Origin of the sequence: Amycolatopsis sp. 195334CR (genome assembly GCF_017309385.1) — a bacterium.
In the GTDB taxonomy this organism is placed as follows: Bacteria; Actinomycetota; Actinomycetes; order Mycobacteriales; family Pseudonocardiaceae; genus Amycolatopsis.
On the sequence record NZ_JAFJMJ010000002.1, the window covers coordinates 851,180 to 871,910 of the forward strand.

At 71.0% G+C, this 20,731-nt stretch carries 20 protein-coding genes; 12 read left to right on the top strand and 8 right to left on the bottom strand.

Features of this window, described 5'->3' with window-relative positions:
- The first annotated feature begins 18 nt into the window (after window positions 1–18).
- The 5 genes from JYK18_RS27040 to JYK18_RS27060 all read left to right on the top strand — a co-directional run bounded on the left by JYK18_RS27040 (window position 19) and on the right by JYK18_RS27060 (window position 4,771).
- The gene (locus tag JYK18_RS27040; RefSeq protein ID WP_374195067.1) at window positions 19–1,032 is read left to right on the top strand and encodes a branched-chain amino acid ABC transporter permease; all 1,014 of its coding nucleotides are present in this window, start codon (window positions 19–21) and stop codon (window positions 1,030–1,032) included.
- Window positions 1,029–2,153 (top strand): branched-chain amino acid ABC transporter permease, encoded by a 1,125-nt coding sequence (locus JYK18_RS27045; protein WP_206806285.1) that lies wholly within the window; start codon window positions 1,029–1,031, stop codon window positions 2,151–2,153. The genes JYK18_RS27040 and JYK18_RS27045 overlap by 4 nt, the downstream gene beginning before the upstream one ends.
- Complete coding sequence (locus tag JYK18_RS27050) at window positions 2,153–3,106, top strand: ABC transporter ATP-binding protein (protein WP_206806286.1); 954 nt, start codon at window positions 2,153–2,155, stop codon at window positions 3,104–3,106. The genes JYK18_RS27045 and JYK18_RS27050 overlap by 1 nt, the downstream gene beginning before the upstream one ends.
- On the top strand, window positions 3,093–3,806 hold the full coding sequence (locus JYK18_RS27055; protein WP_206806287.1) for an ABC transporter ATP-binding protein: 714 nt from the start codon (window positions 3,093–3,095) through the stop codon (window positions 3,804–3,806). The genes JYK18_RS27050 and JYK18_RS27055 overlap by 14 nt, the downstream gene beginning before the upstream one ends.
- Window positions 3,807–3,985: 179 nt before the next feature.
- Complete coding sequence (locus JYK18_RS27060; RefSeq protein ID WP_206806288.1) at window positions 3,986–4,771, top strand: S9 family peptidase; 786 nt, start codon at window positions 3,986–3,988, stop codon at window positions 4,769–4,771.
- On the opposite strand, the gene JYK18_RS27065 is transcribed toward JYK18_RS27060, so the two are convergent.
- A complete protein-coding gene (locus JYK18_RS27065; protein WP_206806289.1) occupies window positions 4,755–5,708 on the bottom strand; it encodes a LysR family transcriptional regulator in 954 nt (317 codons plus the stop codon). The two genes, JYK18_RS27060 and JYK18_RS27065, sit on opposite strands and share 17 nt — an antisense overlap.
- A gap of 20 nt (window positions 5,709–5,728) precedes the next feature.
- Window positions 5,729–6,166, bottom strand: a complete 438-nt coding sequence (locus JYK18_RS27070; protein ID WP_228004128.1) for a PaaI family thioesterase — start codon at window positions 6,164–6,166, stop codon at window positions 5,729–5,731.
- Between the two features lie 45 nt (window positions 6,167–6,211).
- Here JYK18_RS27070 and polA point away from each other — a divergent pair, with 45 nt between their 5' ends.
- The 7 genes from polA to JYK18_RS27105 all read left to right on the top strand — a co-directional run bounded on the left by polA (window position 6,212) and on the right by JYK18_RS27105 (window position 14,554).
- Window positions 6,212–8,926, top strand: a complete 2,715-nt coding sequence (polA, locus tag JYK18_RS27075; protein ID WP_206806290.1) for a DNA polymerase I — start codon at window positions 6,212–6,214, stop codon at window positions 8,924–8,926.
- A 3-nt stretch (window positions 8,927–8,929) separates the two neighbouring features.
- Window positions 8,930–9,370: a helix-turn-helix domain-containing protein gene (locus JYK18_RS27080; RefSeq protein WP_206806291.1), complete on the top strand. Its 441-nt coding sequence runs from the start codon at window positions 8,930–8,932 to the stop codon at window positions 9,368–9,370.
- 58 nt (window positions 9,371–9,428) lie between these two features.
- Entirely contained in the window at window positions 9,429–9,878 is a 450-nt protein-coding gene (locus JYK18_RS27085) for a VOC family protein (RefSeq protein ID WP_206806292.1), read from the top strand.
- A gap of 72 nt (window positions 9,879–9,950) precedes the next feature.
- Window positions 9,951–10,550 (top strand): hypothetical protein, encoded by a 600-nt coding sequence (locus JYK18_RS27090; protein WP_242582123.1) that lies wholly within the window; start codon window positions 9,951–9,953, stop codon window positions 10,548–10,550.
- A gap of 159 nt (window positions 10,551–10,709) precedes the next feature.
- On the top strand, window positions 10,710–12,284 hold the full coding sequence (locus JYK18_RS27095) for a discoidin domain-containing protein (RefSeq protein WP_206806293.1): 1,575 nt from the start codon (window positions 10,710–10,712) through the stop codon (window positions 12,282–12,284).
- A 15-nt stretch (window positions 12,285–12,299) separates the two neighbouring features.
- Window positions 12,300–13,544 carry an MFS transporter gene (locus tag JYK18_RS27100; RefSeq protein WP_206806294.1) on the top strand — a complete coding sequence of 415 codons (1,245 nt, stop codon included), beginning with the start codon at window positions 12,300–12,302 and terminating at the stop codon, window positions 13,542–13,544.
- Window positions 13,541–14,554 (top strand): PD40 domain-containing protein, encoded by a 1,014-nt coding sequence (locus JYK18_RS27105; protein WP_206806295.1) that lies wholly within the window; start codon window positions 13,541–13,543, stop codon window positions 14,552–14,554. Before JYK18_RS27100 ends, JYK18_RS27105 begins: the two co-directional genes overlap by 4 nt.
- Here JYK18_RS27105 and JYK18_RS27110 read toward each other — a convergent pair.
- The 6 genes from JYK18_RS27110 to JYK18_RS27135 all read right to left on the bottom strand — a co-directional run bounded on the left by JYK18_RS27110 (window position 14,547) and on the right by JYK18_RS27135 (window position 20,492).
- Window positions 14,547–15,125 (bottom strand): TetR/AcrR family transcriptional regulator, encoded by a 579-nt coding sequence (locus JYK18_RS27110; RefSeq protein WP_206806296.1) that lies wholly within the window; start codon window positions 15,123–15,125, stop codon window positions 14,547–14,549. The two genes, JYK18_RS27105 and JYK18_RS27110, sit on opposite strands and share 8 nt — an antisense overlap.
- Window positions 15,122–17,017 (bottom strand): YhgE/Pip domain-containing protein, encoded by a 1,896-nt coding sequence (locus JYK18_RS27115; protein ID WP_206806297.1) that lies wholly within the window; start codon window positions 17,015–17,017, stop codon window positions 15,122–15,124. Before JYK18_RS27115 ends, JYK18_RS27110 begins: the two co-directional genes overlap by 4 nt.
- Window positions 17,014–17,688, bottom strand: a complete 675-nt coding sequence (locus JYK18_RS27120; RefSeq protein WP_206806298.1) for an ABC transporter ATP-binding protein — start codon at window positions 17,686–17,688, stop codon at window positions 17,014–17,016. The genes JYK18_RS27115 and JYK18_RS27120 overlap by 4 nt, the downstream gene beginning before the upstream one ends.
- 97 nt (window positions 17,689–17,785) lie before the next feature.
- Window positions 17,786–18,619: a GNAT family N-acetyltransferase gene (locus JYK18_RS27125; protein WP_206806299.1), complete on the bottom strand. Its 834-nt coding sequence runs from the start codon at window positions 18,617–18,619 to the stop codon at window positions 17,786–17,788.
- Window positions 18,616–19,650 carry a GNAT family N-acetyltransferase gene (locus JYK18_RS27130; protein WP_307796079.1) on the bottom strand — a complete coding sequence of 345 codons (1,035 nt, stop codon included), beginning with the start codon at window positions 19,648–19,650 and terminating at the stop codon, window positions 18,616–18,618. The genes JYK18_RS27125 and JYK18_RS27130 overlap by 4 nt, the downstream gene beginning before the upstream one ends.
- Window positions 19,647–20,492: a class I SAM-dependent methyltransferase gene (locus JYK18_RS27135; protein WP_206806300.1), complete on the bottom strand. Its 846-nt coding sequence runs from the start codon at window positions 20,490–20,492 to the stop codon at window positions 19,647–19,649. Before JYK18_RS27135 ends, JYK18_RS27130 begins: the two co-directional genes overlap by 4 nt.
- Window positions 20,493–20,731: the final 239 nt, after the last annotated feature.

Below are 20,731 nucleotides of genomic sequence, written 5' to 3' on the forward strand. Positions count from 1 at the left end.
ACCACATGGAGAACGAGTGTGTCCATAAACCACGCACTACCGCTGTTCCTCGCGCAGGAGGACAGCTGGATCAAGTTCGACCTCGGGGCGCTGGGCGACCAGTTCTGGACCAGCACCGTCGAAGGCCTCTCCCAGGGCAGCATCTACGCCCTGGTCGCGCTCGGCTACACCCTGGTCTACGGGGTGTTGAAGCTGATCAACTTCGCGCACTCTGAAGTGTTCATCTACGGCGCCTACGCCACCTGGTTCGTCTTCTACGCCCTCGGCTTCCGCCCCGGCGCCACGCCCGACCTGCCGGTGATGGAGCTGATCGGCTTCCTCCTACTGGCACTGGTCGCCGCGATGGTGGTCTCCGGCGGTACGGCGGTGGCACTGGAAAGAGTCGCCTACCGGCCACTGCGGAAGAAGGGCGCGCCGCGGCTGGTCTTCCTGATCACCGCGATCGGCGCCTCCTTCGTGCTCCAGCAGCTGATCTTCATCTGGCGCGGCGGCAACGCCGAGCAGGCGATCCGGCTGCTGCGCCCGCAGGAGGTCTTCGAGCTCTTCGGCGCCAGCGTCACCAACATCACCATCATCATCGTGCTGGCCTCGATCGTGATGATGGTCGGCATCGACATGTTCGTGAACCGCAGCCGCCTCGGCCGCGGTATCCGCGCGGTCGCGCAGGACCCGGACACCGCGACGCTGATGGGCGTGAACAAGGAGCGGGTCATCGTGATCACGTTCCTCATCGGCGGCCTGCTCGCCGGTGCCGCCGCGCTGCTGTACATGATGAAGAACCCCCAGGGGGCGTCCTACCAGGGCGGCTTCCTGCTCGGGATCAAGGCGTTCACCGCCGCCGTGCTCGGCGGCATCGGCAACCTGCGTGGCGCGCTGCTCGGCGGCCTGCTGCTCGGGCTCGCCGAGAACTACGGGCAATCCCTGTTCGGCGGCGAGTGGCGCGACGTGGTCGCGTTCGTGCTGCTGGTGCTGATCCTGATGTTCCGTCCCACCGGCATCCTCGGTGAGTCTCTCGGGAAGGCACGGGTATGACGACGCCAAACACCGCAAGCCGCCGCTCGTTGGGCGAGTGGTGGAGCAACCTCTCGCGGCCGCAGCAGTGGCTCGTGCTGATCCCGGTGGTGGCGCTGATCTACGCGCTGCCGGTGCTGAACCCGCCGATCATCTCCACCGAACCCGGGTTCGACTTCCAGATCGCCATGTTCGAGGTGGCCCGCTACGCGCTGGTCGCCATCGGCCTGAACGTGGTGGTCGGCCAGGCCGGCCTGCTCGACCTCGGCTACATCGGCTTCTTCGCCATCGGTGCCTACGTGGCCGCGCTGTTCACCAGCCCGGACTCGCCGCTGCAGAAGCTGCCGTTCCTCGCGGTCATCCCGCTGGCGATGGCGATCACCATGGTCTTCGGGGTCATCCTCGGTACACCGACACTGCGACTACGCGGTGACTACCTGGCCATCGTGACGCTCGGCTTCGGCGAGATCGTCCGCCTGATCGCGGACAACGTCGACCCGCTGCGCGGGCAGTCGGGCTTCCAGGGCGTCGGGCACCCGCCGGGCACCAACGACGACGGTTCCGCGTTGTTCAACAACACCGACGGCACACCGTGGTACTGGCTCACCGTCACGGTGATCATCCTGGTGCTGTTCCTGGTCGGGAACCTGGAGCGCAGCCGCGTCGGCCGCGCCTGGATCGCCATCCGCGACGACGAGGACGCGGCGTCGATCATGGGCGTGAACACGTTCAAGTTCAAGATCTGGGCGTTCGTCATCGGCGCGGCCATCGGCGGGCTCTCCGGCGCGCTCTACGCCGGGCAGATCGGCTTCGTGAACAACCAGAAGTTCGACGTGGTCACCTCGATGCTGTTCCTGGCCGCGGTGATCCTCGGCGGATCGGGCAACAAGGTCGGCGTCATCCTCGGCGCGGTGGTGGTCGCCTACGTGCCGCTGCGCTTCCTGGTGATCGCCGAGTACAAGTTCCTGATCTTCGGCCTGGCGCTGATCGTGCTGATGATCTTCCGCCCGCAGGGCCTGCTCGGCGCGCGCCAGCGCCTGCTGACCTACGGCAGACTCGCTTACCAACGCCTGCTGGGCAAGGGTGAGCAGGTCTCCAGCGACACCGCGCTGGTGGTCGAGAAGAACGGAGGGGCGCGCTGATGACCACACCGGAGAACCCCTCGGACAGCCCCCGGAACGGGGACACCGGCCCGGAGGTGGTCGCCGAGGGCGGCATCGTCGCCGAGCTGGAGCACATGACGGCGGAGGAGCGGGCCGCGCACGACGCGGAGGTCGCCGAGGTCGTCGCCCCGGACCGCGAGATCGCCGTCGAGGTCGGTGAGACCCTGCTCGAACTGCGCGAGCTGACCGTGCGCTTCGGCGGCCTGGTCGCGCTGGACGGTGTGTCGTTCAACATCAAGCGCGGGGAGATCCTCGGGCTGATCGGGCCGAACGGCGCGGGCAAGACCACCTGCTTCAACGCGATGACGGGGGTCTACCGGCCGACCTCGGGCCAGGTGCTGCTGGAGGACAAGCCGCTGGGCAAGGTCTCCAAGCACGGCATCACCCAGCTCGGGATCGCCAGGACCTTCCAGAACATCCGGCTCTTCGGCGAGATGACCGCGCTGGAGAACGTGGTCGTCGGCACCGACGCCCGGCACCGCACCAGCGTGCTCGGCGCGCTGCTGCGCCTTCCCCGCCACTTCAAGGAGGAGAAGGCCGCGGTCGAGCGGGCGATGGCGCTGCTGGAGTTCGTCGGCATCGCCGACCGCGCCGCGGACAAGGCGAGGAACCTGCCCTACGGCTACCAGCGCCGCCTGGAGATCGCCAGGGCGCTGGCCACCGAGCCGAAGCTGCTGTGCCTCGACGAGCCCGCCGCCGGGTTCAACCCCCAGGAGAAGGAAGAGCTCATGGGGTTGATCAAGAAGATCCGCGACGACGGCTACACCGTGCTGCTCATCGAGCACGACATGAAGCTGGTCATGGGCGTCACCGACCGGATCGTGGTGCTGGAGTTCGGCAAGAAGATCGCGGACGGCAGCCCCGCCGAGATCAGGGACAACCCCGCGGTGATCGCGGCGTATCTGGGGGTGCCAGACGATGACGTTGCTTGAGCTCTCCGGAGTGTCCGTCCACTACGGACGGATCAAGGCGGTGTCGGAGCTGACGCTGACCGTGGCCGAGGGGGAGATCGTCACCCTCATCGGCGCGAACGGCGCGGGCAAGTCCACCACCATGCGCGCGATCTCCGGGATCCGGCCGCTCTCGGCCGGGTCGATCTCCTTCGCCGGTGAGGACATCACCAAGCTGCGGGCCGACCTCCGGGTGGTCCGCGGCATCTCGCAGGCGCCGGAAGGCCGGGGGATCTTCCCCGGCATGACGGTGATGGAGAACCTGGACATGGGCGCCTACGCCCGCAAGGACCGGAAGAACCTGCAGCCGGACCTGGACCGGGTGTTCGAGCTGTTCCCGCGGCTGGCGGAGCGGCGGACGCAGACCGGCGGCACGATGTCCGGTGGCGAGCAGCAGATGCTCGCGATCGGGCGCGCGCTGATGGCCAAGCCGAAGCTGCTGCTGCTGGACGAGCCCTCGATGGGGCTGGCCCCGCAGTTCATCCAGCAGATCTTCCGGATCATCACCGAGATCAACAAGCAGGGCACCACGGTGCTGCTGGTGGAGCAGAACGCCCAGCAGGCGCTTTCGCGCGCGCACCGGGCGTACGTGCTGGAGACCGGGCAGATCACCAAGACCGGCACCGGCCAGGAGCTGCTGGCCGACCCGTCGGTCAAGGAGGCCTACCTCGGCGTCGGCTGACGCTCCGACTGATTGCTATGAGTGGGGCATTACTTGCGTTGAATGCAAGTAATGCCCCACTCATAGCATTGGAGGTACAACCGGTGGTTGTGGCTGGGGTGTGGAAAGCTGTTGGACGTGCGGGCTCCGCAGGCTGTTTCCTATACACAACAAGGAAAACAGCGAAGGAGAACGCAGAGATGACCACCTCGAACGCCGTCCAGGGCGTGGCTGCCGGTGTCCCGTTCGTCGCCCTGCCGCCGGCCGGTGACGGACCGGCCCCGCTCGTGGTCACCTGGCACCTGATGGAGCCGCCCGCCTCGGAGGCGGCGATGGCCGAAGCGGTGCCGATGCGTGGGCTCGACGCCTGGCGCGTCTACTTCGGACTGCCGATGTCGGGCGACCGGCTGCCCGAAGGCGGTTTCGACGAGTTCTTCCGGCTGGCGGGCGAAGACTACGTGCTCAACGTGATGGAGCCGGTCACCGGGCAGGCCGCTGACGAGTTCCCGGCGGCGGTCGCGGAACTGCGCGAGCGGTTCGCCATCGCGGACGGCCCGCTCGGCGTGGCCGGTGGCTCGGCCGGGTCGACGGTGGCGCTGGAGGTGCTGGCCTGCGCCGAGGTGCCGATCGCGGCGGCCGCGGTGATCAGCCCGGTGGTGCAGCTGGCCCCGGCGGTCGGCCGCAACGAGCGCTTCTACGGCATGAGCTACCCGTGGACCGACCGCTCGCGCGCGGTCGCGGACCACTACGACTACGTGAACCGGGCCGCCGAACTCGGCGCGGACCTGCTGCTGGTGGTCGGCGACGCCGACGACGTGGCGTTCCGGGAGCCCTCGGCGGCGCTGCACCGGGCGCTCGGCGGGTCCTCGAAGCTGGTCACCGTGCCGGGCATGGGGCACGCGCTGGCCGAGGAGGACGGCACGCCGAACGAGCACGCGGCGACCGTCGACGCCGAGCTGACCGCGTGGTTCAGCGCCCGCCTGTGAGCGTGCCTTCGGGCAGCCAGTCGCGGTCCGGGTCGTAGGAGCACCAGCCCTCCTTCCGGCTGAGCAGGCTCATCAGCTTGAGCAGCCGGACCAGGGCCGGTGACTCCTCGCCGCGCCGCCACACCACCGACCACGGGTAGAGCGGCGACGGCGCGAACGGCAGGCGGCGCAGGTTCAGGTCCGACGCCAGCTCCATGTCGGCACCGGCCAGCGTCACCCGCGGCCTGCCGTACCGCGTCTGCTCCAGCGTGTGCCGCAGGTCGAAGCTGACCCCGGAATCGTCGATCGGCACCGACCAGCCGCCGAAGCTGGTGCGCAGGAAGGTGCGGAATTCGCCGGGACCGGCCAGCGAAGGCAGCCAGACGCCCTCGTCGCGCAGGTCCTCGACGCGGACCGCCTCGCCCGCGGCGAGCGGGTGCTCCGGGGGCAGCAGCGCGACCAGCGGTTCCAGCCGGACCAGGCGCTGCGCGAGCCCGGCGGGCAGCTCGCGGCCCGGTTCGCCGGCCCAGCCGAAGGCCAGGTCCAGCTCACCGGCCAGCAGCGGCTCGAAGCTGTGCACCAGCCCCTGCCGCGTGCTGCGCTCGACGCGCAGCTCCGGATCGGCCATCGAGCACCGGCGCAGCACGAACAGCGGCGAGAGGCGGTGGTCGATCACGTCGACCCGCAGGCGCGGCTGCTCCCCGGTGGCCGCCACGACCGCCTCGTCGTTCAGCTTGACCAGCTCGCGGGCCAGCGGCAGGAACCGGCGGCCCGCGTCGGTCAGCTCGACCCCGCGGTTGGTGCGGCGGAACAACGCGCCGGGCAGCGCGTCCTCCAGCTTGCCGATGCGCCTGGACAGCGCCTGCTGGGTGAGGAACAGGCTCTGCGCGGCACGGGTGAAGTTCTGGTGCTCCGCCACCGCGACGAAGGCGCGCACCTGCCCCAGGTCGAGGTCCATGACCAGGGAACTTACCCAGTTCAGGAGCCCGGCGGGCGCTCCCGGACGGCACAGGTCAGCCGCGCCGTGCAGGTCCGCTTGCCGGCGTCGTCGGTCAGCACGATCTCCACGGTGATCGTGCTGCGGCCGACGTGCAGCGGGACGGCCACCCCGGTGACCAGGCCCTCGCGCACCCCGCGGTGGTGCGTGCACGACAGCTCGAGGCCGACCGCGGCGCGCTCCGGCCCGGCGTTGACCGCGGCCACGGTGGAGCCCAGCGCCTCGGCGAGCACCGCGTTGGCGCCACCATGCAGCAGGCCGTACGGCTGGAGATTGCCCTCGACGGGGATCGTGCCGACCACGCGTTCCTTGGTCACTTCCAGCAGCTTCATGCCGACCTTGTCGTTGAGCTGCTGCTGCGCCCACCGCGGATCGATCTGGAACTTCTCGGCGGTGATCGCCGCCCCCTGCTCGGGCACCCGTGCCTCCTTAGAGTGTCGGGGTCTCACCCTAGACTCGCTCCCGTGAGCCCAGCCGAGAACACCCAAGTAGCGAACGACACACCCCGCCTGTTGCTCATCGACGGGCACTCGATGGCGTACCGCGCCTTCTTCGCGGTACCCGCCGACCGGTTCCGCACCACCACCGGCCAGGTCACCAACGCGGTGTTCGGGTTCACCTCGATGCTGATCAACCTGCTGCGCGACGAGCAGCCGACCCACCTCGCGGTGGCCTTCGACCTCTCGCGTCAGACCTTCCGCTCGGAGGCCTACGCCGACTACAAGGCGGGCCGCTCGGCCACCCCGGACGACTTCAAGGGGCAGGTCGACCTGGTCAAGGACGTGCTCGGGGTACTGGGCATCCCGATCCTGACCAAGGAGAACTACGAGGCCGACGACATCATCGCCACGCTGACCACGCAGTCGGAGGCGCTCGGCTACCAGGTGCTCATCTGCACCGGCGACCGCGACGCGCTGCAGCTGGTCACCGACGCGGTCACCGTGCTCTACCCGCGCAAGGGCGTCTCGGACCTGGTGCGGTTCGACCCGGCCGCGGTCTCGGACAAGTACGGCCTCACGCCGTCGCAGTACCCGGACTTCGCCGCGCTGCGCGGGGACCCGTCGGACAACCTGCCCGGCATCCCCGGCGTGGGGGAGAAGACCGCGACCAAGTGGATCCAGCAGTTCGGCTCGCTGAACGACCTGATCGACCGGGTGGACGAGGTCAAGGGCAAGGCCGGGGACGCGCTGCGCGCCCACCTCAGCTCGGTCGCGCTGAACCGCCAGCTCACCGAGCTGGTCCGCGAGGTGCCGCTGGAGGCCACCCCGCCGGAGCTGGAGCTGAAGCCGTGGGACCGCGACGCGGTGCACCGGCTGTTCGACGAGCTGGAGTTCCGCGTCCTGCGCGACCGGCTGTTCGCCACGCTGTCCAGCGCCGAGCCCGAGGCCGACGAGGGCTTCGAGGTCACCGGCGCGGCGCTGGAGCCGGGGCAGATCGGCGGGTGGCTGGCCGAGCACGCGCCGGCCGGCACGGTGACCGGGCTGTCGTTCCGCACCACCGGCGCCTCGGTGGCCGCCGACGTGCTGTCCATCGCCTTCGCCGCCGAGGACGGGAAGGGCACCTACCTCGATCTGTCCACTCTGGACGAGGCGGACGAGAAGGCGCTGGTCGCCTGGCTCGCCGACGAGAAGGCGGGCAAGAGCGGGCACGCGCTGAAGGTGGCCGTGCACGGGCTGCTCGGCCGCGGCTGGCGACTGGCCGGGCTGCGCACCGACACCGAGCTGGCCGCCTACCTGGTCCGCCCCGGTCAGCGCTCGTTCGAGCTGGACGACCTCACCCTGCGCTACCTCAGCCGCGAGCTGCGCTCGGAGACCGACGAGGGCGACGGGCAGCTCTCCCTGCTGGACGGGGCCGAGGGTGCCGACGCCAAGATCGTGCAGGCCGAGCTGGTGCGGGCGCGCGCGATCGCCGAGCTGACCGGCGCGCTGCACGAGGAACTCGGCAAGATGAACGGCACCAAGCTGCTCGACGAGATCGAGCTGCCGCTGTTCGAGGTGATCAACGAGCTGGAGGCGGCGGGCATCGCGGTCGACATCGAGCAGCTCACCGAGCTCGAAGCGCACTACGCCAACCGCGTGCACCAGGCCGCCGACGCCGCCTACGAGGTGATCGGCAAGCAGATCAACCTCGGTTCGCCGAAGCAGCTGCAGGTGGTGCTGTTCGACGAGCTGCAGATGCCGAAGACCAAGCGCACCAAGACCGGGTACACCACCGACGCGGACGCGCTGCAGACGCTGTTCGAGAAGACCGAGCACCCGTTCCTGCAGCACCTGCTCGAACACCGCGACGCCACCCGCCTGCGCACCACGGTGGAGGGGCTGATCAAGTCCATCGCGGACGACCGGCGCATCCACACCACGCTGTACCAGACCATCGCGGCCACCGGGCGGCTCTCGTCCACCGAGCCGAACCTGCAGAACATCCCGATCCGCACCGAGGAGGGCCGCCGCATCCGCGACGCCTTCGTGGTCGGCGAGGGCTACACCGACCTGATGACCGCGGACTACAGCCAGATCGAGATGCGGATCATGGCGCACCTGTCCGAGGACGCCGCGCTGATCGAGTCCTTCCAGTCCGGGTTCGACTTCCACGCGGCCACCGCGGCGAAGGTGTTCGGCGTGGAGCCCGGCGAGGTCACCGGGGCGCAGCGGGCCAAGATCAAGGCGATGAACTACGGCCTGGCCTACGGGCTGTCGGCGTACGGGCTCTCGGCGCAGCTGCGGATCTCCACCGAGGAGGCGCGCGGGCTGATGGACGACTACTTCGCCGGGTTCGGCGGGGTGCGCGACTACCTGCAGTCGGTGGTGGTGGAGGCGGGCAAGGTCGGCTACACCGAGACCATCTTCGGCCGCCGCCGCTACCTGCCCGACCTGAACAGCGACAACCGGCAGCGCCGCGAGATGGCCGAGCGGATGGCGCTCAACGCGCCGATCCAGGGCAGCGCGGCCGACATCATCAAGGTCGCCATGCTCAACGTGCACCGCGGCCTGACCGAGGCGAAGCTGCGCAGCCGGGTGCTGCTCCAGGTCCACGACGAACTGGTGCTCGAAGTGGCCGACGGCGAGCACGACGAGCTGGAAGCACTGGTGCGCAAGGAGATGGGCGCGGCCTACGAACTGGCCGTGCCGCTGGAGGTCTCGGTCGGCTACGGCCGCTCCTGGAACGACGCGGCGCATTAGCCGATGAGCGGGCGCGTCGATGCGTTGGGGCACCTTCGCCGGGCGAAGGACCGGATCGACGCGCACTACGCCGAACCGCTCGACGTGGACCAGCTCGCCAAGGTGGCGGGCTGGTCCCGCGAGCACTTCACCCGCACCTTCGCCGCGGCCTTCGGCGAGACGCCCGGCGCGTACCTGGCGCGCCGCCGGATCGAGCGCGCCCAGGACCTCCTCCGCTCGGCGAACCTGACGGTGACCGAGGTGTGCCTGCTGGTGGGCTACTCCAGCCTCGGCACGTTCAGCCGCCGGTTCACCGAGATCACCGGGGAAAGCCCGACCGCCTACCGCGCGCGGGCCCGTCAGCGGGGCACCCCGCCCATTCCCGGCTGCTACCTGATGATGTGGACCAGGCCGGTCGCGGGGAACCAATCCGGAAAGGACGGAAAGGACATCACTTCCGGATAAGCCATCCGGCGGCGGGCGCGACTAGCGTTCGGGCCAGAGCGCTGGACGGGAGCAGGAAATGATCAAGAATTTGTCGCACGCCGGCATCTACGTGCTGGACTACGAATCGGCCAAGGAGTTCTACACCGCGAAGCTCGGTTTCGAGGTGCGCCAGGACGTCAAGATGGACGGCCGGTTCCGCTGGCTGACCGTCGGCCTGCCGGGGCAGCCCGGGCTGGAGTTCACCCTGATGGAACCGGGGCCGCCGCAGCACGACCCGGAAACCGAGAAGCAGTTGCGGGAACTGATCGCCAAGGGCGTGCTCGGCATGGGCGTGTTCGACACCGACGACTGCCGCGGGACCTTCGAGACGCTTTCCGCGCGCGGGGTGAACTTCCTGCAGGAACCGGCTGACCGACCGTACGGAGTGGAATGTGTATTCCGAGACGACTCCGGGAACTGGTTCAGCCTCACCGAGCGACGGGAATTCGACGAAGCGAAGGACTGGGGACTCTGTGTGGACGGTTGACCGCGTTTCGCCGCGGTAAACAAGCCTTTCGCCGGACGGCAGGGGCTTCCGCTCGCGAGTAGCGTGACGGGCATGGTGCTCAGAAAGGCGCTGATCCTCGGTGGCACCGGCATGCTGGCCGGCGTCGCGGAATCCCTCACCGGTGACGGCTGGCTGGTGGTCCTGCCGAGCAGGCGGTACAGCCCGATCGGCCGCCGCCCGCCCGAGCCGGGTATCGCCGCCCGGCTGTCGATGGGCGCGCGCGGGCACCGGCCGCAGGGCGGTACCGCGACGCTGGGCCGGGCCATCTGGGTCGAAGCGCAATGGGAACGTCCACGGGAACTGGCGAAGAAGGCGGAGGAGGCGCTCGGCGGACCGGCGGACCTGCTGGTGGCCTGGGTGCACGACTCCTACCGCCGGGCGGTGATGGGGGTGGTGGAGCCGTTGCTGCGCCCCGAGGCCCCGGTGGTGGAGGTGCGGGAGGCCGCGTCGGTGAAGGCGGGCGAGGCGGAGTCGCTGCTCGCGGTCCACCCCACCCAGCAGGTGCGCCTCGGCGCGATCTCGGAGCAGACCGGGCGGCCGCTGAGCCACGCCGAGATCGCCGCGGGCGTGCTCGACGCGGTGGAACGGGCGCTGGAGGACCGCCCGACCTCGGTGCACCAGATCGGGCACAACCGCCCCTACGTGCGGTAACGCGCCGGACCGAACGCCCCCGCTGCTCCGGTGGTGGGGGCGTTTTCGCGCGCTCTTGATCGGGAATCGGCAACGGTGTTACGTTACCCAAACTGGTAACTTTGTTAACTAATTGAACACCGTCCGCTTTCCGCCGCCCGCACCCCCAGGAGAGCGCAGATGAACCGATCTACCCTGCTGGTCAGGGGCCTGCCGATCGCGCTGGCCGCGCTGCTGGCGCAGTCCGTGGTCGCCGCCAGTGGTGAGACGCTGGCCGAAACCCTGCTGTCGCACCAGAAACCCACCACCACCTCGTCGGTGGAGGACGCCACCTTCGGCGGCGGGTTCGCCGTCGACGGCGACACCACCACCCGGTGGGCCAGTGCCGAGGGCAGCGATCCACAGTGGATCGCGGTCGACCTCGGCGGGCCCGCGCGGGTGAGCCGGGTGAAGCTGAACTGGGAGGCCGCCCACGCCAGCGCGTACCAGGTCCAGGTGTCCGCCGACGGGAAGGCGTGGACCACGGTCAAGTCCGTCACCGGGTCGGACGGCGCGGTCGACGAGGTCACCGGGCTCGACGCCTCGGCCCGGTTCGTGCGGGTGCTCGGCACCCAGCGCGCCACCGCCTACGGCTACTCGCTCTGGGAACTGGAGGTGCACGGCTCCCGCACCGGCGGCGGTGACATCGAGGCACCCAGCGCGCCCGCCGGGCTGAAGGCCACCGCCGCCACCACCGACACGATCACCCTGGCCTGGACGCCGTCGACCGACAACGTCGGGGTGACCGGGTACGAGGTGCTGCGCAACGGCAACGTCGTCGGCACCACCAGCACCGCCGGGTACACCGACACGGCCCTCGCCTCCGGCACCGCGTTCACCTACTCGGTGCGGGCCCGCGACGCGGCGGGCAACCTCTCCGCGCCGAGCGCCGAGGTGCAGGCGAGCACCCAGCCGGGCAACGGCACCGGCGGCACGGTCTTCGTGATCGCGGGGGACATCGCCAAGCGCGAACTGCCGTCCGAGCACTCCAAGACCGCCGAACTCGTCGCCGGCATCAAGCCGCAGCACGTGCTGACCGTCGGCGACAACCAGTACGACAACGGCACGCTGAAGGAGTTCCAGACCTACTACGACAAGACCTGGGGCAAGTTCAAGGCCATCACCAAGCCCACCCCGGGCAACCACGAGTGGTACGACCAGCTCAAGGGGTACAAGGCGTACTTCGGCTCGATCGCCACCCCGCAGGGCAAGCCGTACTACAGCTTCGACGTGGGCGACTTCCACTTCGTCGCGCTCGACTCCGATCCGGTGACCGACGGCAACACCGCCGAGCAGGTGGCCTGGCTCAAGGACGACCTGGCGAAGAACACCCGGTCGTGCGTGGTCGGCTACTGGCACCACCCGCGGTTCAACTCCGGCGAGTACGGCGACAACAAGGCCATCGCGCCGCTGTGGGACGAGATGGTCAAGGCCAGGGCCGACGTGGTCTTCGGCGGGCACGACCACCACTACGAGCGGATCAAGCCGCTCAACTCCCAGGGCCGGGTCGACGAGGCGAACGGCGTGCGCTCGGCCATCGTCGGCATCGGCGGCGACAGCCTGTACACGCAGATCAAACCGCGTGAGGGGGTGGAGAAGTCGTTCGCCAAGCACGGCGTGATGAAGTTCGTGGCCAACGGCAAGACCTACTCGTGGGAGATCATCGGCACCGACGGGAAGCTCCTCGACAAGGCGGGTCCCTACACCTGCCGCTGATCGGGGGAGGCAACCGTGTACATCGCATCGGCGCGGGAAACCGGCCTCGACACCCAGCCGGGACGTAGTGGGCGCCGGGTGGCGGGCAACGTGTTCGCCCTCGGCGCGGTCAGCCTGGTCACCGACGTCTCCTCGGAGATGGTGACCGCCGTGCTGCCGCTGTACCTGGTGTTGCAGCTGGGGTTCTCCCCGCTGCAGTTCGGCATCCTGGACGGGCTGTACTCCGGGGTGACCGCGTTCGTGCGGATCGTCGGCGGCACGCTCGCCGACCGGTGGCAGCGCCGCAAGCTGATGGCCGGGCTCGGTTACGGCATCTCCGCCGTGGCCAAGCTCGGCCTGCTCGGGGCCACTGGATCGGCCACCTCGATGGGGCTGGTGCTGGCCGCCGACCGGACCGGGAAGGGCCTGCGCACGGCCCCCCGGGACGCGTTGATCTCGCTGAGCAGCGACCCCGGCACGCTCGGCCGCGCGTTCGGCGTGCACCGAGCGATGGACACCGTCGGCGCCTTCCTCGGGCCGCTGGTGGCGTTCCTGCTGCTGTGGGCGGTGACCGGCGGGTACCAGGCGGTGTTCTTCGTCAGCTTCTGCATCGCCTCGCTCGGCGTGGTGCTGCTGGTGCTGTTCGTCCGCGACCACCGGCAGCCGGCGCCGCCCCGCCGGTCGGCCTCACTGCGGTCGGCGTTCGGGCTGTTGCGGGACAAGGGGTTCCGGCGGATCTGCGGCTGGGCGGCGGTGTTCGGCCTGGCCACCGTCGGCGACGCCTTCGTCTACCTGCTGCTGCAGGACCGGCTGGCCATCGAACCCGCCTGGTTCGCGGTGCTGCCGCTGGGCACCGCCGGGGTGTACCTGCTGCTGGCCGTGCCGATGGGCCGGGTGGCCGACCGGCTCGGCCGGTGGCGGGTGTTCGTCGCCGGGCACATCGCCCTGCTGGGCGCCTACGTCCTGCTGCTCGGCGCCGCCGACGGGCTGTGGCTGGTGGTCGCGGGCCTGGCCGCGCACGGGCTGTTCTACGCCTGCACCGACGGGGTGCTGATGGCGGCGGCCGGTCCGCTGCTGCCCGCCGGGCTGCGGACCAGTGGGATGGCCGTGCTGCAGACCGGGCAGGCGCTGGCGAAGCTCGCGTCCTCGGTGCTGTTCGGCGCGGCCTGGACGGTGTGGGGCAGGGAGACCGCGCTGGTCCTCGCGGTGTCGGCACTGGCGGTGGTGGTGGCCGCGGCGCTGATCGCCCGGCCGTTGCGCACGGGAAGGGGAGTGGCATGAGGCTCGGGATCAAGGTGGCCACCGCACTCGGTGCCACCGCGCTGCTCGGCGCGGCGGCGACGGTCTACACGCTGGACGCGATGGCGGGGAACCCGGAGCACGCCCGGCCGGACGTGACGATCGCGGTCGACGCGACCGCCCAGGTGGACCTGGCCGAGCCGGGGCGCCTGCTGTTCCGGACCACCGCGCCGGGACCCCACCACGGCAAGGTCTCCTCGGTCCCGCTGGCCGATCCCGGCGGGCCGCGGCGGATCAGCCCGCTCTCGTGCGACCGGTTCTTCACCGAGGCCGGGACCGGGATCTGCCTGGCAACCGCGCCCGGCCTGATGCCGAGCGCGGTCGCGCTGCGGGTGGACGACCGCCTGCGCGAGACCGAACGGGTCGAGGTCGCAGGCATCCCGAGCCGCGCGAAGCTGTCCGCCGGCGGCCGCATGGCCACCTGGACCACCTTCGTCACCGGCGACTCGTACACCCAGGGCAGCGGGTTCTCCACCCGCACCGCGATCCAGGACCGCCGCGACCAGGCGTACCTGAGCAACATCGAGGGCATCCCGCTGACCGTGGACGGCAAGCCGTACCAGGCGGAGGACGTCAACGTCTGGGGCGCGGGGTTCACCGCCGACGGCAAGCGGTTCTACGCCACGGTGTCCACGGCCGGGCGGACCCACCTGCTCGAAGGCGACTACGACGCCTGGGCCGCCCGGACCCTGGTGGAGAACGCCGAATGCCCGTCGCTGTCCCCGGACGGCACGCGGCTGGCGGTCAAGAAGCGGGTCTCGGACGATGCCGCGAGGCCGTGGCGCGAGTACGTGCTCGACCTGACCACGATGCGGGAGACGCCGCTGGCCGAGACCCGCAGCATCGACGACCAGGTGGTCTGGCTGGACTCGCGGACGATCGCCTACGAACTCCCGCGCGACGGCGGCTCCGACATCTGGGCGGTCCCGGCCGACGGCTCCGGCACCCCACGGCTACTGGTGCCGTGGGGGTCTTCTCCGTCAATTACTTAGCCAGGCCGCGGATCAGCACCATCACCGACTCGCGCACCTCGTCCCGGCTGCGCTGCCGCTGGAACACCTGCCAGTCCAGGGCCACCACCAGCAGCGTGCCGAACAACCCGGCCGCGGCGGTCGGGATCTGCACGCCGTCGGGCAGCCGTCCCGCGTCGGCGATGCGCTGCAGCTGCTCCTTGACGATCGAGATGATCTCCTCGCGCAGCAGCGTCAGCGTCTCGTGCCACTGGCCCGGTGTCCGCCACATCTCGCTGACCAGGATCTGCGAGAACCCCGGGTACTCGGCGATGAACCGGAGCGCACCGTCCACTTGGGACTCCAGCGCCTCGACCGGGTCCGCCGGGGCGGTGCCCGCGCGCAGCCGGTCGGCGAGCTGCCCGACGCCGTAGCGCAGCAGCGCGTCGATCAGCCCGTCCTTGCTGCCGAAGTTGTAGTACACGGTGCCCTTGGCCACCCCGGCCTCGGCGGCGATCTCGTCCACCGTCAGCCCGACCAGCCCGCGGTCGGTGGCCAGCTTCAGCGTCGCTTCGAACAGTCGGCGCCGCGTGGCGTCGGCCCTCGCACTCACAGGCTCAGCTCCGGTTTCAGCTGCGACACCGTCCACATGCGACGCTTGCTCGCGGCGTACGCGGACACCGCCAGCGCGCCGACGAGATAGGCCAGCAGCACGCCGATGTCGCCGAGGATCTGCAGGGAGGCCCCACTGTAGAGCAGGTGCCGGAACCCGTCGATGGCGTAACCCATCGGCAGCACGATGTGCAGCGGGTACAACGCGTCCGGGATGGTCTGCCACGGGAACGTGCCGCCCGCGCTGACCAGCTGGAGCACCAGCAGCACCAGGCCGAGGAACTTGCCGACCGCGCCGAACAGCGCGTTCAGCGCGTGCACGATCGCGGTGAACGACAACGACACCAGCACGGCGAAGCCGATCGCGCCCAGCGGGTGCGCCACGTGAATGCCGACCAGCCAGGTCACCGCGCCGAACAGCACGATCACCTGCGCCACGCCGAGCAGCGCCGAAGCCAGCCAGCCGCCGAAGGCCACCCGCAGCGGGGACGCGCCCGCGGTCAGCGCCCTGGTCGAGAGCGGCCGCAGCAGCAGGAACAGCACGAACGCGCCGATCCAGGTGGCCAGCGAGATGAAGAACGGGGCCAGCCCGGCGCCGTAGGTCCCGGCCGAGGCCACGCCGACCGAGTTGACCGCCACCGGGTCGGCGATGGTGTTCGCGGTGGCCTGGCGGGTCGGGTCGTCGGGGTTCGGGATCTCCTTGAGCCCGGCGCCGAGCCCGTCGCGGAGCTGGTTCGCGCCGTCGCGCAGCTGCGTGCTGCCCTTGAGCGCGTCCTGCTCACCGGTGGCCAGCTTCGCCGAACCGTCGACCAGTTGCTTCGCGCCGTCGGCGGCCTTGCCGATGCCGTCGACCAGGGTGGGGGCCGAGGACGCCAGCTGCGCGGCGCCCTCGGAGACCTGGCGGGCGCCGTCAGCCAGTTTGCTCAGGTCGCTGTTCGCCTGCTGGATCTTGGTGTTCGCGTCGTCGACCGGTTTGCGCAGCGTGCCGAGCACGCTCAGCGCGTGCTGGACCTCGTCCTCGCTCAGCCCGCCGTTGCGCAACGCCTGCGCCAGCTGGCCGTTCGCGTTGTCCAGCGAGTTCTGCAGGTCGGTGGAGGCGCCCGCGGCCACCTGCGCGGCGGAGGCGACCTTCGCGTTGCCCGCCGCGACCTGGCTGGCGCCGTCGGCGAGCTGCTGCGACTTCGACGGCAGTTGCGCGGTGCTGTCCCGCAGCGTGTTGAGCCCGGTGGACAGCTGCGTGCTGCCGGTGTTGAGCTGGTTCGCGCCGTCGGCGAGCTGCTGCTGGCCGCTGACCAGCTGCCCGGCGCCGTCGGCGAGCTGGGTCGCGCCGCGCGAAGCCTCCTCGATCTTGCCGTAGATGGTGGAGAAGCCGACCAGGAAGCGGCCGGCCGCCTCGCTGCCCACCTTCTCCGCGATCGTCGCGCGCACCTGCTCGGCCACCTGGTCGGCGATGGTGCCGGACAGGTAGTTGTTGGCGTCGTTGGTGGTCAGCGTGATGGTCGCCTGCTGCGGCTGGAAGTTGCCGGTGGACAGCAGCGCGGTGGAGAACTCGCGGGGAATGGTGATGGCGAAGGAGTACCGGTCGTCGCGGACGCCGGCCTGCGCCTCCTCGGCGGAGACCTCGTGCCACTGGAAGGTGCCGGAGCCGACCAGCTCGTCGGTCACCTCGCGGCCGACGTTGCGCTGCACGCCCTCGCTGTCGGTGGCGCCGGTGTCGGCGGAGACCACCGCGGCGGGCAGCTTGTTCAGCCTGCCGTACGGGTCGTAGTTCGCGTAGAGGTAGAAGGAGGCGTAGAGCAGCGGGACCAGCACCAGCGCGAGCATCGCCAGCTTGGGCAGCTTCCCGGAGCTCAGCCTCCGCAGTTCGTTGAGGGCGATCCGGACGCTGCTCACTGCTCTTCTCCTTCGGGGTCTTCTTCCGGCTCCGGCTCGGGCAGGGGAGCGCACTGCCGCGGTTCCGGCTGCGTCAGCTCACCGGCCACGGCCGGGGTGAACGGCAGCGCGGAGACGGGCGTGGTCGCGCTCAGCACGACCACCGCGAGCCCGCGTTCGGCGTGCTCCACCGCCAGCGACGACCAGCTCTCCACGTCGCTGGTGTGCCGGTCGGGGGTGTCCAGCACCAGCAGCTCGACGCCCTTCCGGCTCGCCGCGAGCGCGGTCAGCAGCCGGGTGCGCACCACCGGGGCGAGGTTCTCGAAGCGGGTGTCCGCGAACGGGCCGACGTCGTTCGCCGCCAGCCAGCGGCGCACGTCCTCCTTGGCCGACGGGCGGCGCGCCAGCGCCAGCTCCTCGCCGACCACCACGCTCAGGCTCAGCGCGCCGTCCGGTTCGCTCACCCCGGGTGCGTCCACCACGGCCGAGACCTCGCGCAGCTTCGACGGCCCGGTGACCGTGCCGGTGGCCGGCTTGAACCGCCCGGCCAGCGCCAGCCCGAACGCGGTCAGCCCGGCGCCCGGCTCGCCGTGCAGCACCGCCAGCTGCCCGGCGGCGACGGTCAACGAGGTCGGTGGCAACAACGTGCCGTGCGGTCCGGTGACGGACACGCGATCGGCGTGAACCTGCACGGGGGCTCCCGGTATTTGAACTGACTGGTCAGTGCAAAAGTAGGCCCGGAGCTGGGAGTGGGCAAGTTCAACCGGGCAGAACACCCCGGTTGAGTGACTACCGCAACAGCGAGGCCGGGCGAACCTCCCAGATCGTCCAAAGTGGACGATAGCCCCGTCGGTGCCAGAACACCGAGGACAGCGGGTTGGGCGGGTTGTAGTAGAGGTAGGTGCCCGCCGCCCCGCGCTCGTGGAAGTACGCGTGCGCCGCGGCCGCCAGTGTCCGCCCGATCCCGTGCCCGCGCACTTCGCGCGCGGTGCCGACGTTGTTCAGGTAGCCCCAGCTGCCCGGCGGCAGCAGTTCGCCGGCCCCGGCCTCCCCGGCCACGTCCACCCAGGAGCAGTCGGCGAGCCCCGCCACCAGGCCGTCGACCTCGGCCACCCAGACCGTGCCGGTGTCCTGCGCCAGCTTGGCCCGCAGCCGCGGCGCGAGCAGTTCCTCGGTGTGCTCGCGGCGCGGGAGGGCGACCAGCGCGGAGTAGTCGAAGACCTCCAGCGCCAGGTCCAGCACCGCGGCGAAGTCGTCCGGCCGCGCCTGGCGGACGGTCACGCCGGGCTGGCCGAAGGTGTCCGGCGGGCCGGTGCGCGTGGCCAGCGCCGTGACCGGGGCGAGGCCGTGGTCGAGGAAGGCGCGGATCGCCTCGGCGTCGTGGCTCGGCCAGGTCACCACGCAGGCCGAGTCCTCACCGGGCGACTCGGTGTCGAGTTCGGCCCGCCACGCCCGGAGCAGCGCGTCCATGCCCGCCGTCCCGGTGGTGCCGATCTCCGGGAACAGCCGCCACACCCGCTCGGCCGACCACAGCAGTTCCAGCGAGCCGGGCTCGTGCCGTTCCCGGCGCAGCACGGCGGACACGCGCTCGCCGTCGGCGGTCACCGCGTGCAGTTCGGTCATGCCCTCATCTCCCCCGCCGGGGTCACGTCCCAGATGGTCCACAGTGGACGATAACCCTGGCGGTGCCAGAACACCGAGGAGAGCGGGTTGCACGGGTTGTAGAAGAGGAAGGTGCCGCGCACGCCGGACTCGGCCAGCGCGCGGTGCGCCACCGCCATCAGCGCCCGGCCCACGCCGCGGCCCCGGCTGTCCTCGGCCACCGAGAGGGTGGAGACGTACCCCCAGCGCCCGCCGGGCAGCCGGTTGGCCAGCGGGCCGCCCGCCTCGGGGAGCACGCAGCGGGTGCTCGCCATGCCGACCGCCAGCCCGTCCGCCTCGGCGAGCCAGACGTGGCCCTCGGCCAGCAGGCGCCGCAGTCCGGGTTCGAGCAGGCGGGCGGCGTTGTCGAGCGGGCGCGCGGTGCCGACCAGCGCGGCGTAGCGCAGCTCGGCGACCTCCAGCGCGAGCAGTTCCTCGAGATCGGCTTCCTTCGCCGGGCGCACGAGCAGGCCGGGCGGGCCCGACGATCCGGCGTGGCCGGTGCTGGTGGTGCTGATGCCGGTGCCGGGGCCGTGGCTGTGGCCGGTGCCGGGGTCGGTGCCGGGGCCGTGGCTGTGGCCGGTGCCGTGGGCGATCGTGCCGGTGCCGGTGCCGGTGCCGGTGCCGGTGTCGGTGCCGGGGTCGGCGCTGGTGCGCACGCCGATCGCGGTCCGCGGCAGGAAGCCGTGCCGGGGCAGCACCCCGGCCACCGGCGCGTCCAGGCTCGGCCACGCCAGCACGCACGCCGAATCGGGGCCGGGCCGCTCGGCCAGCAGGCGCACCCGGACCGTCGGCAGCAGCGCGCGCAGCCCGGCCACGTCCCCGGCGTCCAGCAGCGGGGTGACTTCCCAGGTGCGGGCGGGGGAGAACAGCCGCTCCACCGCGCCGGCAGGCAGCTTGCTCCGGTAGAGCACCGCGCTGACCTGGCGGCCGTCGCGGACGCGGGCGTGGACGCGCTCTCCCGCCGGGGCACTCGCCTCCGGCAGCAGCGGGTCCAGCCCGGCGAAGCTCACCCCGGCTTCCGGGTCCGGAAGATCGCGGTGCCGGGGAAGAGCTTGCCGCGCAACGGGCTCCACTGGCCCCAGACGCGGGTGTGCCCCTCCGGCCACTCCGGCTCGATCAGGTCGAGCAGCTCCAGCCCGGCCCCGGCCAGGCCGCGGACGTAGTCGCCGAGCGTGCGGTGGTACTCCACATAGGTCGCCGTGCCCGTACCGTCCACTTCGACGTACGGGGTGCGGTCGAAGTAGGGCTGGGTGGCGGTCAGCCCGCCGGGGCCGGGGTCGTCCGGGAAGATCCAGCGCATCGGGTGGGTGACCGCGAAGACCCAGGGCGCGCCCGGCCGCAGCACCCGGTGCACCTCGGCGAACACCGCGTCCACCGAGGACACGAACGGCACCGCGCCGAAGGCCGAGCAGGCCGCGTCGAAGCTGGCGTCGGCCAGCGGCAGGTACTCGGCGTTGGCCTGGACCAGCGGGACGTGGATGCCGGTGCGCTCGGCGGCCTCGCGGGCGTAGCGCAGCATGCCGGCGGACAGGTCGAGCGCCACCGTGCGCGCGCCCTGCGCGGTCAGCCAGCGCGCGCACGGCGCCGAGCCGCAGCCGACCTCCAGCACCCGGCGGCCGTCGACCGGGCCGAGCAGGCCGAGATCGGCTTCGCGCAGGCCCTCGGGGCACCAGAGGAAGTCGGCCTCGCCGAGGAACTCGCCGTGCGTGGCGTGGTAGTCGTCGGCATCGGCGTCCCACCAGGCCAGATTGGCCGCGGCGGCCTCCGACGAGCCCACCTCGCGGTAGGCGACGGCGGCGGTGCCGAGGCGTTCTTCGGCGCGGTCGTGACGATCAGCGGGCGGGGAGTTCACCGGCTCATCCTCCCGCAGGCGCCATAGCCGACGACGTGTGTGGACCCTGTTTGTGCCCTGCCCAGTGGGCCGCGTAGGATACTCACTAGCGCAGTGGGTTCGCGCTACCTCTCCCTCCGGCCTCCGTGCTGGGGTCCGGGTCGCGCACCAGCCGTCGGTGATGCACGTGGCCGATTTCTTCGGGAACGCAGCAGAATCGCTCGTCCGGTTTCCCGGTGCGCGCGCAAACAGCAAACCTA